The following is a 16,709-nucleotide window of genomic DNA, read 5'->3' on the forward strand; positions in this document are numbered from 1 at the left end:
GCTGAGGGGTGAGGGTGGGTGCGGACGGACACGAGTTCCGGCTCACGCTCCCGGTGATGACCGGGGGCGTCTGCTCGGGCCGTTGTCCTGGAGTCGAGTCGTTGGGTTGATTCCTGGCGGCCGGCTCGGGCCGGCCGGTCAATGACGGGAGGCGAAGCGGGCGAGTGTGGCGAGCACGTCGTCGAGCCAGGCGATCATCATGCGCTCGTACGCGATGCCGCCGCGCAGCACGACGTGCTGGAGTTCCCGTTCGGCGTCGAGCGGGCCGTCCGCCGGGGGGTCTCCGAAGTCACGGGCCGCGCCCGCGAGGTAGTGGTCCAAGCGGTCCGTGTGCGCCTGCCGGTGCCGTTCGACCTCGCTGATCAGGGCGGCCGGATCGTCGAAGGCGGCGCCGCGGATCTTCACCGCGAGGTCGTGGCGGACGCTGTCGGGCTCGGTCGGTTCGTGGAGCCACCCGGAGAGCGCGTCCCGTCCGGGCCCCGCGACGGAGTACTCCTTCTTGTCCGGACGGCCGTACTGCGGGACCTCCCGGACGTCGACCCAGCCGTCGCCCTCCATCCGCTTGAGTACGCGGTAGATCTGCTGGTGGGTGGCGGTCCAGAAGTACCCGATGGACCGCTCGAACCGCCGGGCCAGCTCATAGCCGGAGCCCGGCTTCTCCAGCAGGGAGACGAGGATCGCGTGCTCGAGCGCCATGTGCACGATCCTGCTATGCACCTCGTTGCATAGCAACGCCGCGGCGGTGAGACACCGCTCACCCGCGCGGGCCCGGCCCGAGGTGGGCCCGCATGCCGGCACCGCCCCACAGACCGGAGTGCCGCTCCCGCTCCCTGTCGACGGTCACACCGGGTGCGGGCCGAGTCGGCCCGGACACAGAGATGCAGGAACGCAAACCGAAGCACCACACGATGAGGCTGGGTAGCGGCCCGCACCTGTGCGACGTGTGGAACATCGACGGTGGCACCACGAGCAAGTGGGACCGGACCGAGTGCGAGCAGCAGTCGTTCAACAGGGGGACGCGAGGCGGCAACGACACCGGCCAGGACGTCGACGGCGCGGGCAGCTGGTCCGCGCCCGTACGGAGCCGGACGCACTGTGGGCCGAGCGGGCGCGGTGGATAAGTTGCTCTGATGAAGCTGCCTGCGTACTGGATGACGCGCCCCGCTCCGCCTCCGGACCGTAGAACGTCGGGGGCCTTCGACCGACTGCTGGAGCAAGCGCTCGCGAACGGCGCGGATGAACCCATCGACTACCGGCTCGAGGCGCCGAAGTGGCAGTTCCTGTGCCATGTGGCGGACCGCGGCAGACTGCTGCTGCACGGCTCGGGCGACCCGGCGATCAGCCGCTTCGAACCCCGGCAGCCGGACGACAGCAGCGAGTTCGGCAACCGGCGCGCGGTCTTCGCCGCCGGTGACGGGCTCTGGCCGATGTACTACGCGGTCCTGGACCGGGACCGTCACCCGATGTCGTTGCTCAATGGCTGCGCTCGCCCCACTGACGGCAGCGAACGCCTCGGCGAACCGCACTACTACTTCTCCATCAGCGCGCAGGCGCTGAAGCAGCGGCCCTGGCGTCCCGGCATGGTGTACCTGCTGCCCGCCGACACCTTCGAGTTGCAGCCGCGGATGCGGGTCGGCGACGTCACTGTGCAGTCGGCGCAATGGGCAAGTCCCTCATCGGTAAACCCCGTTGCCAAACTGGCCGTGCAGCCGGAGGACTTTCCGTTCCTGGAGCAGATCCGCGGTCATGACGATGAGCGCGTCTGGACCCGCGCCGCCGCGGATCCGCATGGCTTCCCCTGGCACGAAAAGGCGTGACGTGCTGGATCGGGCCGTGCGTGAAAGGAGGAAGAGGGAGCAACCAGCATGGCCATTCAACGGATGGACAACTTCGGCGGCATTCTCGTCGAGGACTTGGATGCCGCCATCGCGTTCTTCAGGGCATCATCGTCGGACTGGCCGAGCAACTGGGCCAGCAGCGAGCAGAAGGCCGCACCTCACCAGATTGCGCACGCTTTCTATGGGGCTCATGATGGAGACAGGGCGAGTGTGGCGGAAAGCAGCGCACACCCCAGAGCCGTGCACCTTCCTGGCAGGCTTACCCATTGACGGCCTCCAACGCTTCCAAGGAACCAAGGCCGTTCCGACGGCGCTGAGAGCAACCGGAATGAAAACCACTGAGTTGACGGTAATTCGGGACTCCGTTGGTGAGGCCGCGGCCCGGCGCGCTTGCCGAGCAGGGCGTGCGACGCGACCCATTCACCGACCCGGTCCCTCACTGAAAGGAGGGGGCGCTATGTGCGCGTTGGCGCCCTTCCCAGGAGCGGCATTCTTCCACAAGGGACAACGCAGTCCCGTGATCAGCGCGATGGGTAAACGCCTGGTAGCGGAAGGGTGTGGGAAGTACCGGGAGGGCCCCGGCCCCGTGTGGACCGAGGTCGATCAACAGTCGTACGCCGCCTGGCAACGCAAGCTCAAATTCGCGGGAGCCGATGCCAACGGCATTCCAGGAAAGACCTCCTGGGACCGGCTCCGCGTCCCGACGGGCCCCCCGCCTCCAACTCCTGGTGGCCGCGTCGCATCCCCCGTACCGGGAAAGGGAGTCACCACCCCCTACCGGAAGAAAGGGTCCCGTTGGAGCCTCGGTTACCACACCGGCGCGGACTACGCCGCTCCGAAGGGCACGCCATGCGTCGCGGTGCGCAGCGGTTCCATTGTCCGCAGCGGGGACGACGTCAGTTTCGGCCTCTTCCTCGTGCTACGCGTCGGCGGATTCGACTTCTGGTACTGCCACCTCTCCAAGAAGACGGTGACCCGGGGCTCCGTGAAAGCCGGCGACAAGATCGGAGAGGTCGGTTCCACGGGAAATTCCACCGGCCCTCATCTGCACTTCGAGAAGCGCCCGGCTGGAGGCGGCTTCGGATCCGACGTGGCCCCCACCTGGTAGATCCGACGTGGCCCCCACCTGGTAGAGGTCGGCCGAGGAGGTCCGGCCACCGTGGTGGCCCGCAGCATGGGCGGCACGGTGCTGACGGTGAGGCCCAGTCGACTTCGAGAAGCACCTGCGCTCGTTCTATCGCCACAGGACCCGGCGACGGCTCCTACGCTCCCGTTCCACAACTTGCCGTTGTTGTCAGTGCCGCATGGCATGGTTCGGATCATGTTCGAGGGACTTGATGACATCGACTGGGCGTCGATGGAGCACGCGTACGGAACCGCCGAGGAGATACCAGCTCTGCTGTGGGCGCTTCGCTCCCCGCACACCGACGAACGCCGCACGGCTCTCGACCGCTTCTACGGCGAGGTCCACCATCAGGGCGACGTGTACCCGTGCACGGCGGCCAGTCTGCCTTTCCTGTTCGAGCTGACCGCCGACAGCGCTACGCCCGACCGGGCCGCCGTCGTCGAGTTGCTGGTCAGCATCGGCCGGGAGTCCCTCGAGAGGGGTTTCGAGGACGACGGCACCGAGATCGAGTACTACCCACCGTCGGGCTACGCGGAGGCCGTCGCCTTCCTGCGCGAGCGGGGCGGAAAGTTCGCCGAACTCGTCCGCGACAGCGACCCGGACGTGCGCCTGGCCGCGATACCCGGGCTCGGGCTCTTCCTCGACGACGCCGACCGGGCCGCCACAGCGCTGCGCGAACTGCTGGCCGCCGAGCAAGGTATGGCGGGGCGGCTGCGGACCGTGGAGACGGCGGCCACCCTGGCACTACGCCTTCCGGCGGCCACGCACCAGGTGATGGACTGGCTCGCCGGGCTGGCCGCCGACCCGGCGGAGGACCCGGCGACCCGGCTCGCGGCCCTTGTCCAGCGGGCCCGCTGCTCCCCGGACGAGATCGGCGAGGACGACGTCCCGGCCGCCGTGGGCTTGCTGCGCGAGATCGCCCGCACCCTACCCGTGCGGCCGATCGCACCGGCCCCGACCCACTCGGCAGCCACGGACACGGTGGCACCCCAGGTCGTCGCCGCCTTCGCCGATCTCGACCGACACACGCGCGTGTACGCACCGACCACGGCCCTGCTGCGTACGCTCCACGAAGCCCTGGGCGCCCGGCTACCCGAGCGCACTGCGGTGCTGGCCGAGCAACTGAGCAGCCCCGACCCCGGCTCGCGCCTGGACGCGGTCCGGATGAGCGGGGAGCTGATGCGCACCTGGCGCGGGGACCACACCCGCCTCCTCCTGCTGGTCGCCGACCAGCTCACCACGGACGACGAGGAGGTCGCCGCCGAGGCCGCGGCCGTCCTGGAAGCCTGCCACCCGATCGCCGCCCCGGCCCGGGAGGCACTCGCCGCGCACATCGACGCCCAACGCGCGACCCACGGCCCCGAGGTGTGGGCCGCACCCCAGGCACGGCTGCGCAGAAGCCACCAGGAGGCCGTCCGGGCCCTGGCGCGCCTCGGCGACACACGCGCGGTGCCGAGTCTGCTGGCCGCGCTGGACAGCGACGCCGACGCCTGGCGCGCGATCGAGGTCGTAGGGCATCTGCCGCAGGCGGCGGAGGAGTTGGTGCCCCTGCTCTGCGACCACCTGCGCCGGCTCGACCTCTCCCAGCAACGGACCGAGATGAGCGCCAACGCGATCCTGAACGCGCTGGCCGCGCTGGGCGATCCGGCCGCGGTTCCCCTGGTGGTGGACACCCTTGGCGCCGCGGTGCGCCATGAGCAGCACGGCGTCACGCGATCAGCGCTGAAGGCACTGGGGGCGTTCGGCCCGGCCGCAGCCGGCGCACGGGATGTGATCCGCTCGCTGACCACCGCCACCGACGCGCTCGTACAACCTGCCGCCGTCACCGCACTGTGGGCCGTCGGCGCTGACCTGACTGAGGTCATGCCACTCCTGCTCGGCCTCCTCGACGACCCGATCACCTTCCGCATCAGTGACGCGGCTGATGTGCTCGGCGAGATAGGCCCGCCCGCCTTCGTCGCACTGCCGCGCCTGCGCAACCTCCTGACGCACGACTACGAATGGGTGCGGGTGCATTGCGCGGCCGCGCTGTGGGAGATCGGCGGCGAGACCGAGGCAACGGCCGTCCTGGACGCCCTGCTGCAGGCCATGACCAAAAACCCCGCGACGGCCAACCACGTCGTTGCCTGCCTGGACCGCATGGGCCCCCTCGCGGCCCCGGCCCTGCCCCTGCTCCGCGAGCAACTGGCCCCACCCCGCCGCGGCGGCAGATTCCAGAGCATCGACCACGACGAAGAACTCCAACGGCTCGTCCGCACCCTCCTCACCCGACTCGATCCCCCAGCGCCGTCGGCCCTCGTTCGCCCAACAGCAGTCGACCTAATACGCGGCCTGGACGGCGCTTGTGGGGGTTGAGCGGTCCGGTTGTGCGGGAAGGGGTTGTGCGGTTGGGGTCTGTTTCCCCACGCCAGCGGGCGTGGGGGCGCTGGACGTGGCCGCGATGGTCTGCAAGCCGGTGGAGTTCGCTAGGCCCGCTGGTGGGCCGTGAACGCACCCCACCTCTGCGCCTTTGTCCGGGCAGGTGCCCGCTTCGATGGCGGCCAGCTCGTTGAGCGCCCTACCACCGTGGCGGCACGACTGACTTCGGCCCAGCGCCCGCTGACATGAGAAGCCGGCGAGATACCTTTCGACAGGTATGCGGACGGCTCTCAGTTGGCCACACCTCGTCTACGCCTGAATCCACCGCCTCAGCGCCTCGACCGTGTCCTCCGGCGTCGTGTTGAAGCAGAGCCGGATCCCGGGCGCCGCCTCGATGAGGAGGTTGACCAGCCGTTCGAACAGCAGCGTGTTCTCCGGCAGCATCCGCACGCCACCGCCGATCATCGCCAAGCCGAACGCGTGCTCCTGGAGCTGCTCCAGGACAGTCGCCTCGGCGCGGTCCGGAGAGACGTCGATCAGGCACGGAACAACGTCGAAGCCCGCTTCGCGCAGCGCCGCGTTCGCCGCCTCGATCCGGGCAGTGAACACCGCCTCGTCGACACCGTCGGGCATCCGGCTGTAGTCAAGCGCACTCGGGTGCAGACCGATGGAGAGTACCTTCGTTTCGCCCAGCACGGGAGTCGAGGTCATCGGTCGGCCCATGGACGGTGTCCTATCTGCTCACGTCATGCTGATCTTCCCGGTGTATCACGGAAGTTGGGCAGAGGGCCCGCTCGGTTCGACATCGGTAGACGATCTCGGCCGGCTGCCCCGGCACCTCGGCGCCGACGACCCGCTGATACGCGGACGGCTTCCGAGCGCAGCTCAGATCCACAGATCTTGACAGTCACTCTGCCGAAGCCGGGGCGCGAGACGCTGCCCGCGCGGAACGCGCGGGTGGAGCCAGCTCATTGCCTACGGTGGTGCGGTGACACCGCACAGACGCCGCCGCCGCGCCACCGCTTCAGCGGGGCGGGCGCTGGTACCCGGGGTCGGTGCCGCCCCGGATACTCGCGCCATGCCGAACACACGGCTTGATGCCCCCGCTCCATCAGCGGCAGAAGCGCGGCGACGGCTGTGCGAGGACCGCTTGCTGCTCGGCCGCAGCGAGGTCGACGATGGGACGAGGGTTTTGAAGGTGACGTGTTGTCTGAGATGAGGGGGGCTCGTGGCTGAGCTTGTCCGAAAGCAGCATGTGGATGCCTATGTGGGGTTTCACGCCTTCGGGCTGCAGGAAAGCGATGACGCCGACCTGCCCGCCCCGTTCCCGGACGACTTCGACTTCGATGCTTTTCTCAGTACTCACCCCGGGCGGCTGGACATCACCAGCGGCGGTCACACTCACACCGCCGCTGTCGCGGTCGAGGTTTGGGACGGGCCCCCGGCAGCGCCGGATCCGGCCGGCTGGGACGAGCAGGCCGAAGCCGACTTCGCCTCCACCAGTGGTGAGGTGGCCGTGTGGTCCATGCACACCGGCCGGACTGATGCCGTGATCACGCTGGCTGATGTCGGCGGATCGTGGCGGGCGCGTGTCAGCTGTGCGGGCCGCGCCGCCGCTGCGGCTCTGTCGGAGGGCGAGGGCACCGGACATGGTGTCGAGCGCTACCTCGTGCAGTTCTGGCCGGCCCGATCGTGAACAGACGGCGGCAGCGGGTCCCTGCCAGTGGCCCGCTGCCGCCGCATTCTGAACTGGATCAGCTGACGATCTTCACGATGAAGCCGTCGACGCCGTCGAGGATGCGGTTCTTGTCGATGCGGGCGGCGCTCACCGTCCTGTGCTGGGCCTCGGAACGCTCGTCGGCTCCTGCCTTGTCGCTCAGGGCGAGCGTCGGCACGTAGCTGAAGGTGGCCGCGGCCTTCTTGTCCGGTTGCCGCCGCCGGTGGAGTTGGCCAGGTACGGCGCAGCGTCTTGCCCTTCAGGCCCCTTCCCTTCCGGCCCTGCCCCGACTTGGCGTTCACCGTCTCGCTGAACGTGCGCAGCGCTTTCAGCTGGATGAACGTCTGCGTGCCCGGCTTGTTGCCGCCGCGGGCGTAGCGTGCTCCGGCCGGGCAGCTCTGCGGGATGTTGCCCTTCGTTGTGATCGGCATCGAGGCCGCGCCAGTCGTGCCGGTCGTGACGAAGTCGGTGAAGCAGTACTGCAAGTTGATCGTGCGGCTGTTCTTGGCGATCGTGCCGACCACTCGGACGTTGAACATGCTCTTGCCGACGGGCTGGTTGCCGGAATCCGACGCCACTTGTCGCTCAGGGCGGCGATGCCGTACCGGGCCTTGGCGCGTGAGTACGGAGTCGGGTTCCGCACGGTGAAGGCCGCGTTGGAGTCGGTCTGGCAGGAGCCGCGGATGAAGCCGAGGCCTCGCGGGACCTGACTGGACGCCTACAAGCCGTTGGGAGAGTTCGGGGCTTTCGGATGGCCGTCGGGCAAAGACAGGCTGGCGACGACCTCGTCACCGGAAGAGATTGCCGTCGGCTGGAAGCCCACGGAGGCGTACAGGCTCGCGGCCACGGCGTTGTCCGGGTGATAGGACAGACGAAGCTCCTGACAGCTCTCACGTTGGGCCAGCCACTCCATGAGGGTTCGCACCGCCGCCCGCCCGACCCCCTGGCCCTGCTCGGTGCCATCGATCACCATGCCCCCGAGCCAGTAGGAGCCGTCTTCATCACGACCCCACATGATGTGACCCACCACGGTGTCATCGGCGCAGACCGCCATCGAGTGCCAGATGCCTTCCCGCAGTGACAGAAGCAGGTAGCGAGCCGCCAACGCGGGCACGTATCTGCGCTGGTCGTCCAGCGGAGCGACGTCCGCGACAGCACGCCAGTTCTCGTCATTCACGTCATGCAGGACGACACGTCGGCCCGCCCTGTCAGAAAGCCCTAGGGTGATCACGGAGATCAGGCTACGAACCAAACGGTTGATCCGCGAACCATTTGGCTTCGTGGCCACACCACCGCAGGCTCCGCTGCCGACTTCCACCGGGTGCGCTGGTGTTGTCAGTTCGCATCGACATTTCTGACCTGCATGATCGCTAAGTGCTGCCGGAAACCGGCGATAAACGTTGCCCGCTCCCGCCTACGAAACCACGAGGAGGATGCCGAGCCCGATCCCGCCGCGCCGCGGTTGTTGGAGAAAGCTTCCAGGTCGTCGGCCCCTTGCGCTGCCAGTGCCTGGCTCAGGGCCTCCGGTGTCCCGGAGAGCCCGAACCGCCGACGGTGAGCGAACTGCCCGCCGTGATGTCGGCGACCGCCCCGGCGGCCGAGGACACCGTCTTGCTCAGCACGCCTCCCGCTTGCTGCTGGTGATCCGGCCGCGGGCCTCGCCGAAGCCGATCCGCGTTCCGTCGGCGCCCGGAGCGGTGGCGGTCAGGACGACCTCGTCCCCGTCCTCCAGAAACGTGCGCTGCTGACCGTTGACGGTGACGGGCTCCCGGCCGCCCCAGGTCAGTTCGATGAAGGCACCGCGCTGCTCCTTCTCCGGACCGGAGACGGTGCCGGACGCGAACAGGTCACCGGTGCGCGAGGGCGCGCCGTTGACGGTCTGGTGCGCCAGCATCTGGGCGGGGGACCAGTACATCGCGGAGTACGGCGGCCGGGAGACCACCTGACCGTTCCAGGCGACCGTGAGGTCGACGTCGAGGCCCCACGGCCGTGCCATCCGCAGATACGGCAGCACGGCCGGCTCCTGGGCCGGCACCGGAACCCGGGCGGCGTCCAGGGCGAGCAGCGGCACCACCCACGGCGAGATCGTCGAGGCGAACGACTTGCCCAGGTTGGGGCCGAGCGGGACGTACTCCCAGGCCTGGATGTCGCGCGCGGACCAGTCGTTGAAGAGCACCACCCCGAAGATGTGCCGGTCCGCGTCCTCGGCGCCGATGGAGTCGCCCATGGCGCTGCCGGTGCCGACGACGAAGCCGAGCTCGGCCTCGATGTCGAGGCGGGTCGAGGGCCCGAAGACCGGCACGGGGTCCTGGGGGCCCTTGCGCTGCCCGGAGGGCCTGACGATGTCGGTGCCCGAGACGACGACGGAGGCCGCCCGGCCGTGGTAGCCGACCGGGAGGTGCTTCCAGTTGGGCATCAGCGGGTCGGGGTTGTCGGGCCGGAAGAGCCGCCCGAGGTTCGACGCGTGGTGCTCGGAGGCGTAGAAGTCGACGTAGTCGGCGACCTCGAACGGCAGGTGCAGGGTCACCGCGCCCAGATCGTGGACGGCCTCCATGGGGATCTCGCCCTGGAGTCGCTGAGTGATCTCGGCCCGGGTCTCGATCCAGCGGGCGTGGCCCCGCGCCATGAAGGCGTTGAGGCTCGGCCGGGCGAAGACGGAGTCCTCCAGCAGGAGGGCCAGATCGATGACGTGGTCGCCGTAGCGGGTCGCCACGCGCGGTTCGTGGCCGGGCACCGAGTAGACGCCGTAGGGCAGATTGGCCAGGCCGAACAACGATGCGGCCGGGGCGGTCAACTGGATGGTGCTGGTCATGCGGACACCTCGGTCAGGTCGGCGGTCGTCGCGGCGGGCAGCAGACCCAACTGGGCCGCTTCGACGGTGGGTTCGGCGATGGAGCAGGTGCCGAACGAACGGAACAGCTCACGGACCCGGGGGGAGAGGGCGCGTACCCGCTCGGCGATCCGGTCGCCGTCGCGGTCGGCCAGCAATGCGGCCACCGTCGCCTCCTCGGCACCCCGGAGGGCGGCGTCGGTGGCCACGAGCAGGTTGAGGAACCCGTGTTGTTCGAAGCCGGTCTCGAGGTCGGTGTTGCGCAGCGCGTGGTGCAGCCCCGCGGTTGCCTTGAACGCGACCCCGGACCGCACTGCGGCCACAATGGACGCGGCGAGTTCGCGCTCGTCGGGGTGAAGGTCGGCGCGTACACCTCCGGTGCGGAACTTGGCCAGGTAAGGGGTCCCGGCGAGCGCGGCGAGCAGCGCTTCGCGCCGGGTGTCGCGCGGCACTTCGACGTAGACGGTGAGGTCGGTGTCGTCGTCGATTGCCTCGGTCAGGGCGGGTACGACCGTGCCGGCGGCGACGGTGTCCGGGACGGCGACCTCGAGCCCGACGAGCCGTACGGCCGGGATCCGGCGCGCGGCGGCGAGGGCGTCGGAGACGTCCGGCAGCGGTACGGTCACGGAGAGGCCGAAGGAACCTTGGGGGAGGCCGGTGGTCAGCTCGGCGAGCCGGTCGAGGTCCTTGGCGGCGAGGACGAACGCACCGACCAACCGGGCATGGGCGCTCTGCTGGTGCGCAACGTGGGCCGGGACGGCCTCCTCGATCGGCAGGCTGCCGGGCGGGAAGACGGCCGCGTCGTCGAACAGGCCGACGAGTACCGGGGGGATCTCCGGTGTCGGGCGGGCGCTCATCGGTTCTGCTCCCAGGAGTAGACGTACGTTCCGTCGTCCGTCGCGCGGGCGGCCTCGCCGAGTTGCAGCGGGCGGAAGGTGTCGACCATGACCGCGAGTTCGTCGAAGAACTCTGCCCCGATCGACCGTTCCATGGCGCCCGGTTGGGGGCCGTGGGGGTGGCCGCCGGGGTGCAGGGAGATCGAGCCCTGCCCGATGCCGGAGCCCTTGCGGGCCTCGTAGTCCCCGCCGCAGTAGAACATCACCTCGTCGGAGTCGACGTTGGAGTGGTAGTACGGCACCGGGACGGACAGCGGGTGGTAGTCCACCTTGCGCGGGACGAAGTTGCAGATCACGAAGTTGTGGCCCTCGAAGACCTGGTGGGCCGGCGGCGGCTGGTGGACCCGGCCCGTGATCGGTTCGAAGTCACGGATGTTGAAGACGTACGGGTAGAGGCAGCCGTCCCAGCCGACGACGTCGAACGGGTGGTTCGGCAGCGTGTGGACGGTCCCCACGACACCGCCAGGCCCCCGGTGCTTGATGTACACCTCGACGTCCTCGCCCTCGACGGGCTTCGGCCCGTCCGGGAGGCGGAAGTCGCGCTCGCAGTAGGGCGCGTGCTCCAGCAACTGGCCGTTCCTGGACAGGTAGCGCCGCGGCGGGCCCATGTGCGAGTTGGCCTCGATCGCGTAGATCCGTACGGGCCCGTCCGGGACGATCCTGTACGTGGTCGCCCGGGGGACGATCACATAGTCCCCGTCGCCGGCCTCCAGGTCTCCGAAGACCGTCTCCACGCGGGCCCGGCCGTCCTCGACGTAGAGACACTCGTCGCCGATGGCGTTGCGGTAGTAGGGACTGACCGTGTCGGCCACGACGTACGCCAGCCGTACGTCCTCGTTGCCCAGCAGCAGCCTGCGACCGGTCACCGCGTCGATGCCGGACCCGCCGTCCGCGAACAGCTTGTGCGTGGAGAGATGGCGGGGGACCAAGGGGTGGTTGGGGGCGAGGGACTGGTCGCCGACGTCCCACACCCGGAACTCCCGCACCGCTGACGGGATGTGCCGGTGGTAGAGCAGCGAGGAGTCCGAGGAGAAGCCCTCCTCGCCCATCAACTCCTCGTAGTAGAGGTTCCCGTCCGGGTCCCGGTGCTGGGTGTGACGTTTCGGCGGAACCGCGCCCGCCCGGTGGTAGTACGGCAAGTCTCTCTCCCCTGGGCTCGGAGTGGCGGCACCGCGCGTGATGTGCGCTCAGCGCACACTTTTGTGCGTTAGAAGAAACGCGTTGAACGTAGGGTCTTGGTGGCGGCTCAGTCAAGGTGTCGAGGTCGCGCTGACGGGCCGACGCCGCCCGTAGGTGTGACGTGGCCTGACGTGGCGCCCGAAGAGGATCTGACGACTTCCGCGGGGGCGGTGCACGGTTTGGCGGTTCCTTGCGCATGGCGCCGCCCCGGCGGGCGTCAGTGGCGTGCTGATGGGCCCGGCAGACCGTGGAGTCGATGTTCACCTCCCACGTGAGAGTCCGGCCGCACCAGCCCGGGCCTGCAACGGCTCCAGCAGCCGAGCCGACACTCCTTGCCGCTGCCGGCGCCTGAACAGGTCTTACGCCGTCGATCTGAAACAGAGCCTGGCTGCGCGGCTTGCGGAGGCTGGACGGTCCGGTTGTGCGGGGAGGGGTTGCGCGGTTCGGGTCCGTGTCCCCACGCCGGCGGGCGTGGGGTGCTGGACGTGGCTGGTCTCAGGTGGGGCGGCGGATGGCCTGTACGGCGGTGTCGTAGAGGTCGAACATGTCGGCCTGTCCGCCCAGGCGTGCCCATTCCTCGTTGGCTGCCTGCATGCAGACGATCGCCGCGGCCGCGAGGGCGCGGGCTTGCAGGGTGCGGTGGTCGGAGTCGGGCAGTCGCGGTTCGATGTGCGGTGCGAAGAGGTCTTGCCAGCGGGCTTGTTTCTCGGTGTGTCCGGCGCGCAGGGAGTCGTTGCCGAAGAGCAGTGTGATGAATTCCAGGCGCCCTTCGGCTGTCATGTCGATCTCCTCGAGCACCTGGAAGGCCGCGCGCAGCGCTGTCCAGGCGTCTTCGTCGGCGGGGCGCTCGGCGAGGCGCGCGGCGATCAGTTCGCCCTGTTCGTCCAGGCCGCTGAGGGCGAGGTCTTCCTTGTTGCGGAAGTAGTTGAACAGGGTCCGCCGGGAGACGCCCGCGGCGGTGGCGATCTCGTCGAGGGTCGTGTTGTCGAAGCCTTTGGCGGCGAACAGTTCGATGGCGGTGCGGGCGAGCAGGGAGCGGACCACGGTGCGGGTCTGTTCCCGGATGGGGGCTGGTTTCTGGGTCATGCACCGATGGTACTTCGTCTCACTCGATGCACCCACTTGCACTCAGTGCAAGTGGGTGCGTAGAGTGAATGCCATGAGCGACATCGACTACCACCGGCAGACCGTCATGGTCACCGGCGCCAGCTCCGGCCTCGGCGCCGAGTTCGCCCGCCAGCTGGCCCGCCGCGGCGCGGACCTCGTGCTGGTGGCCCGCCGTGCGGACCGGCTTCAGAGCCTGGCCGCTGAACTCACCCGAGCCCACGGCGTCACGGTGACCGCCGTGGCCCGGCACACATGATCACAACCTCGTTCTCGTCACCGGGGACACCTCACACGGCACGACCATCGCCCAGGCGGGCTGAGAGCCCGCCCCGGCAACAGACGAACACCCGATGACGGTCACAGACCGTCGCAAGAATCGAAAGGAGAAGGGGCAGAGGTACCCGCGAGGGCGCCGTGTCCCCGACCGCCATGAACAAGATCGACTACCGTACCCAGACCACCTTGATCACCGGCGCGAGTGCCGGACTCGGCGCGGAGTTCGCCCGCCAGTTCGCCGAGCGCGGCTCCAACCTCGTACTGGTCGCCCGCCGCGCGGACCGCCTGAAGGCCCTGGCCGACGAACTGTCCGCGAAGTACCACATCACCGCCACCGTGGTGCCGTTCGACCTCACCGCGCCGGCCGCCGGCGAAGCGCTCGCCGCGGAGATGACCCGGCGCGGGATCACCGTCACCAGCCTCGTCAACAACGCCGGCTTCGGCACCCACAGCCCCTTCCGCCAGGAGGACCCGGCACGCGTCCAGCAAGAGATCAACCTGAACGTCGCCAGCCTGGTCGACGTCACCCGGGCCTTCATCGACCAGCTGACCGGCGTCCTGATCAACATCGCCAGCTCCCTCGGCTACCAGCCCTGGCCCAACGCCGCCGTCTACGGGGCGACCAAGGCCTTCGTACTGAGCTTCACCGAAGCACTGTGGCAGGAATCGCGCGGCACCGGCCTGCGCGTGCTCGCCCTCTCCCCGGGCCCGACCCGCACCGAGTTCTTCGACACGGCCGGCTCCGACACCATGGCCCGCGGCGTCCGGCTGCAGACCCCACGCCAGGTCGTCACCACCGCACTGCGCACCCTGGACCGGCGCAACCCCCCACCCAGCGTCGTCTCCGGCACCTTCAACTGGCTGATGACCCTGACCTCACGCTTCACCACCCGCCGCGCCAACGTTCTCGCCTTCGGCGCAATGACCCAGTGGCAGATGAGCTCGAGCGGGCCCGGCCACTGACCTGCTCCAGACCACCGTCGATCGGGGCGGCCGAGAACGCCTGGCTGCAGGTGGGCAAGCAGTTGACCGCCCAGGTCGGAACAGCGCAGGCGAAGTTGCCCGCCACGACACGCGTCCGGCTCGCCGCCCCCGCTGCCGTCAGCGTCGAGGACGGCCACCCGCTCGACACGCACAGCGGCCTGGGCCTGCTGACCACCTACTGCTGCCGCAACCGCTGAACAAGCGCTTGGGCTGAACGCGAACGAAGCCAGGCAGCCACGCACCCATCAACCTGGCAACGCCGTACATGCTTTTCGCGGAGGACGTTGCCCTGCGGTACCGCGCGGGCCTCACTCCTCCGGTATCGAGCGCGGCGCGGTCGGTGTGGATCTCGTGGCCGGTTGGCGAAGCAGTTGTTCGATGAGGCGTTCCTTGGCCAGGGCGAGGTGGCGCCGGTAGGTGCCGTAGGGCACTCCGAGTCGTCGGGCGGCGGCCTTGTGGGGGCGGGAGGCCGAGATGTAGGCGGCGGTGAGGGCCTTGTGGGCTTTGACGCCGGTCGGGTCGGTCTGTATCGCGTCGAGGGCGGTGGTGATGGCGCCGCGCAGGTCCGCGGTCGGGTTGGGCGAGCCCGGCGTCACGAGACGGGAGTGCAGCAGGACGCTGGTCGCGAATTCGCGCGGGGTGTGCCAGGTGCGCAGCGCCTCGAGGACGCCTTTCTCGAACGCGGCGCGCGGCAGCTGGTCGCTGGCGCGCGGCAGCTGGTCGCCCGGGCCGTTGGCGGAGGCGGTTGCGGGCCATGTCGCCAGGGGCGTGACCGCGGTGCGCGCCCAGTTCTGCACCCACTGTTCCACTGTCTGCCGTCGCCAGTCCCGGCCGAAGACATGCTGTCGCAGGCCGCCGACGTCCACGGCCGCGACCTCCGGCACCCCGGCCTTGGCGAGGTAGCGCCCCCACAGGTCGGCGTCCTCGAAGACGGTGAAGGTGACCGCGCGTCCGGGGATCCTCATCTCCTCGGCGAGGGTGCGCCGGCTGATGAGTTCCATCAGGGGCGAGGGCCGCTGGCCCCCGCCGGGTTGCACCGCGAAGCGGCGGATGCCCAGGTGCTCGCCCGGCCCCAGGGGAGCGGCCGCCTCCACGAGATCCCAGACCGCTGCGATGACCGGGTCCTCGGCGCGGTCCTCGGGCAGCGGTGTGTCCAGCCGCAGGATGGCCATGAACGAAGCGGGTGTGGTGGAGCCGGTGTAGCGGTGGACGCGGAAGGCGTCCGGCTGGCGGCGCAGCCAGTGCGCGACCGCGGCTGCCGATGCCGGGCCCTCGGCCTCCTCGGCCATGCGCAGCAAGGCGGGTACGTCGTCGGGCCGGAGCGGAGTGTCCTCGATGTGAGGGTGCGTCCGGTAGTTGTACAGGTTGTCCGGGCCGTCCTGGTCGCGGAAGAGGAACATCCATTCCGCGATGCGTAAGAGCGCGTCGTCGGCGGTGGCGGAGCGTACGGCTTCCATGCCGGCGAGGGAGATGCGGGCGCGGATGTCGTCGTAGCGCTCGGGGTCCCGCCAGCGCAGGTCGGCCTCGAGGGTCGCCCGCACCGCGTCGTGCGGGTGCAGCCCTTCCGGTGTGACCTCGATGTAGGGCAGCTGGCGCAGCCAGGGGAACACCGTACTGGTGTCCTCGTCACCCAGTACCGCGCGCAGCAGGGGCTCGCGGGTGACATAGGCCTGTGCGACGACTTCGAGGGCGCGTCGATGAAGGGCGCTGGGCAGGTCGCCGACCAGCCGCTCGACCAGGGTCGTCAGGGTGTCGCCGGTGGGGTACCACGGCGCGCCGGGTGCGGCGGGGGGCACGGAGGCGGCCAGTGAGAGGGCGAGCGGGCTGCCTCCCGCGAAGGCGACGAAGGCGCCGCGCTGCTCGGCGGGGACGCCTCGGGCGGCGAGCAGGGCGTCGGACTCGGCGGGATCGAGCGGCCGTACGGGCAGTGCGGTGAACAGTTGCGCCCACCCGGGGTCCAGCGACCATTCGGCGTCGGGGGCGGTCCTGCCGGCCACCACCACGATCGCCTGGTCGGCGAGCCGCAGCAGGAAGGTCTCGCGCAGCCACGTCTCGAGGGGCTGGCACTGTTCGAAGGTGTCGATGAGCAGCACCGCGCCTGGTACGGCGCACGCCGGGGCGGCGGCCTCCTCCAGCCTGCGCGGGTCGGCGTCGAGGAACCGGGCGTCCACATGCACCACGCGGCGGCCGGCGAGCTCCGCCTGCCGGGCGGCGTAGCGCACGAGCGAGGACTTGCCGATGCCGCCGGGGCCGTGCAGGTAGGCGACGAGCGGAGCGTGCGCCGCGCCCGACAGCATCAGGTCGAGCACCGCCCGCTCCGGCTCCCTGCCCACCAGCGCTCCGGCTCGTGCCGCGTCCAGTCGGTCCGCCAGCCCCGCCGCTCCCAATCCAGGCTCCT

Annotated in this window: 16 protein-coding genes and 3 pseudogenes; 10 read left to right on the forward strand and 9 right to left on the reverse strand. The window is 69.8% G+C overall.

The genetic code is table 11. From position 1 onward, the window contains the following. Positions 1 to 138 precede the first annotated feature (138 nt). Entirely contained in the window at positions 139 to 696 is a 558-nt protein-coding gene (locus L3078_RS44140; RefSeq protein ID WP_239760105.1) for a PadR family transcriptional regulator, read from the reverse strand. Positions 697 to 908: 212 nt separating this feature from the next. On the opposite strand from L3078_RS44140, the gene L3078_RS44145 reads away from it, so the two are divergent. The 6 genes and pseudogenes from L3078_RS44145 (at position 909) to L3078_RS44170 (ending at position 5,319) form a co-directional block, all read left to right on the forward strand. Continuing rightward, on the forward strand, positions 909 to 1,121 hold the full coding sequence (locus L3078_RS44145; RefSeq protein ID WP_239760106.1) for a hypothetical protein: 213 nt from the start codon (positions 909 to 911) through the stop codon (positions 1,119 to 1,121). Positions 1,122 to 1,130: 9 nt separating this feature from the next. Continuing rightward, a complete protein-coding gene (locus L3078_RS44150) occupies positions 1,131 to 1,817 on the forward strand; it encodes a hypothetical protein (protein ID WP_239760107.1) in 687 nt (228 codons plus the stop codon). 48 nt (positions 1,818 to 1,865) lie between these two features. Beyond that, a pseudogene (locus L3078_RS44155) lies at positions 1,866 to 1,937 on the forward strand (VOC family protein); the annotation flags it as partial. A 370-nt stretch (positions 1,938 to 2,307) separates the two neighbouring features. After that, positions 2,308 to 2,541 (forward strand): annotated as a pseudogene (locus L3078_RS44160) (peptidoglycan-binding protein); the annotation flags it as partial. Positions 2,542 to 2,658: 117 nt separating this feature from the next. Then, positions 2,659 to 2,946, forward strand: a pseudogene (locus L3078_RS44165) (M23 family metallopeptidase); the annotation flags it as partial. 213 nt (positions 2,947 to 3,159) lie between these two features. Further along, entirely contained in the window at positions 3,160 to 5,319 is a 2,160-nt protein-coding gene (locus tag L3078_RS44170) for a HEAT repeat domain-containing protein (RefSeq protein ID WP_239760108.1), read from the forward strand. A 312-nt stretch (positions 5,320 to 5,631) separates the two neighbouring features. Here the strand turns inward: L3078_RS44170 and L3078_RS44175 are convergent, their stop codons facing one another. Then, on the reverse strand, positions 5,632 to 6,033 hold the full coding sequence (locus L3078_RS44175; protein WP_239760109.1) for a hypothetical protein: 402 nt from the start codon (positions 6,031 to 6,033) through the stop codon (positions 5,632 to 5,634). A 517-nt stretch (positions 6,034 to 6,550) separates the two neighbouring features. On the opposite strand from L3078_RS44175, the gene L3078_RS44180 reads away from it, so the two are divergent. After that, the gene (locus L3078_RS44180) at positions 6,551 to 7,018 is read left to right on the forward strand and encodes a hypothetical protein (protein ID WP_239760110.1); all 468 of its coding nucleotides are present in this window, start codon (positions 6,551 to 6,553) and stop codon (positions 7,016 to 7,018) included. Positions 7,019 to 7,076: 58 nt separating this feature from the next. On the opposite strand, the gene L3078_RS44185 is transcribed toward L3078_RS44180, so the two are convergent. The 6 genes from L3078_RS44185 to L3078_RS44210 all read right to left on the reverse strand — a co-directional run bounded on the left by L3078_RS44185 (position 7,077) and on the right by L3078_RS44210 (position 13,030). Beyond that, a complete protein-coding gene (locus L3078_RS44185; protein WP_239760111.1) occupies positions 7,077 to 7,217 on the reverse strand; it encodes a hypothetical protein in 141 nt (46 codons plus the stop codon). Positions 7,218 to 7,757: 540 nt separating this feature from the next. Further along, positions 7,758 to 8,270: a GNAT family N-acetyltransferase gene (locus tag L3078_RS44190; protein ID WP_239760735.1), complete on the reverse strand. Its 513-nt coding sequence runs from the start codon at positions 8,268 to 8,270 to the stop codon at positions 7,758 to 7,760. Between the two features lie 384 nt (positions 8,271 to 8,654). After that, positions 8,655 to 9,851 carry a fumarylacetoacetase gene (gene fahA / locus L3078_RS44195; RefSeq protein ID WP_239760112.1) on the reverse strand — a complete coding sequence of 399 codons (1,197 nt, stop codon included), beginning with the start codon at positions 9,849 to 9,851 and terminating at the stop codon, positions 8,655 to 8,657. Further along, on the reverse strand, positions 9,848 to 10,726 hold the full coding sequence (locus L3078_RS44200) for a hypothetical protein (protein ID WP_239760113.1): 879 nt from the start codon (positions 10,724 to 10,726) through the stop codon (positions 9,848 to 9,850). The genes fahA and L3078_RS44200 overlap by 4 nt, the downstream gene beginning before the upstream one ends. Further along, a complete protein-coding gene (locus L3078_RS44205; RefSeq protein WP_239760114.1) occupies positions 10,723 to 11,904 on the reverse strand; it encodes a homogentisate 1,2-dioxygenase in 1,182 nt (393 codons plus the stop codon). The genes L3078_RS44200 and L3078_RS44205 overlap by 4 nt, the downstream gene beginning before the upstream one ends. Before the next feature lie 535 nt (positions 11,905 to 12,439). Next, the gene (locus L3078_RS44210) at positions 12,440 to 13,030 is read right to left on the reverse strand and encodes a TetR family transcriptional regulator (RefSeq protein WP_239760115.1); all 591 of its coding nucleotides are present in this window, start codon (positions 13,028 to 13,030) and stop codon (positions 12,440 to 12,442) included. A gap of 73 nt (positions 13,031 to 13,103) precedes the next feature. On the opposite strand from L3078_RS44210, the gene L3078_RS44215 reads away from it, so the two are divergent. The 3 genes from L3078_RS44215 to L3078_RS44225 all read left to right on the forward strand — a co-directional run bounded on the left by L3078_RS44215 (position 13,104) and on the right by L3078_RS44225 (position 14,508). Further along, a complete protein-coding gene (locus tag L3078_RS44215) occupies positions 13,104 to 13,307 on the forward strand; it encodes an SDR family NAD(P)-dependent oxidoreductase (RefSeq protein ID WP_420864150.1) in 204 nt (67 codons plus the stop codon). A gap of 158 nt (positions 13,308 to 13,465) precedes the next feature. After that, entirely contained in the window at positions 13,466 to 14,290 is an 825-nt protein-coding gene (locus L3078_RS44220) for an SDR family NAD(P)-dependent oxidoreductase (protein ID WP_239760116.1), read from the forward strand. Further along, positions 14,257 to 14,508, forward strand: a complete 252-nt coding sequence (locus L3078_RS44225) for a hypothetical protein (RefSeq protein WP_239760117.1) — start codon at positions 14,257 to 14,259, stop codon at positions 14,506 to 14,508. The genes L3078_RS44220 and L3078_RS44225 overlap by 34 nt, the downstream gene beginning before the upstream one ends. Positions 14,509 to 14,619: 111 nt before the next feature. Here L3078_RS44225 and L3078_RS44230 read toward each other — a convergent pair whose 3' ends face one another. Then, positions 14,620 to 16,698, reverse strand: coding sequence for an ATP-binding protein (locus tag L3078_RS44230; protein ID WP_239760118.1), 2,079 nt, complete (start codon positions 16,696 to 16,698; stop codon positions 14,620 to 14,622). Between the last annotated feature and the right edge of the window lie 11 nt (positions 16,699 to 16,709).

This window comes from Streptomyces deccanensis (genome assembly GCF_022385335.1).
Taxonomy (GTDB): domain Bacteria; phylum Actinomycetota; class Actinomycetes; order Streptomycetales; family Streptomycetaceae; genus Streptomyces; species Streptomyces deccanensis.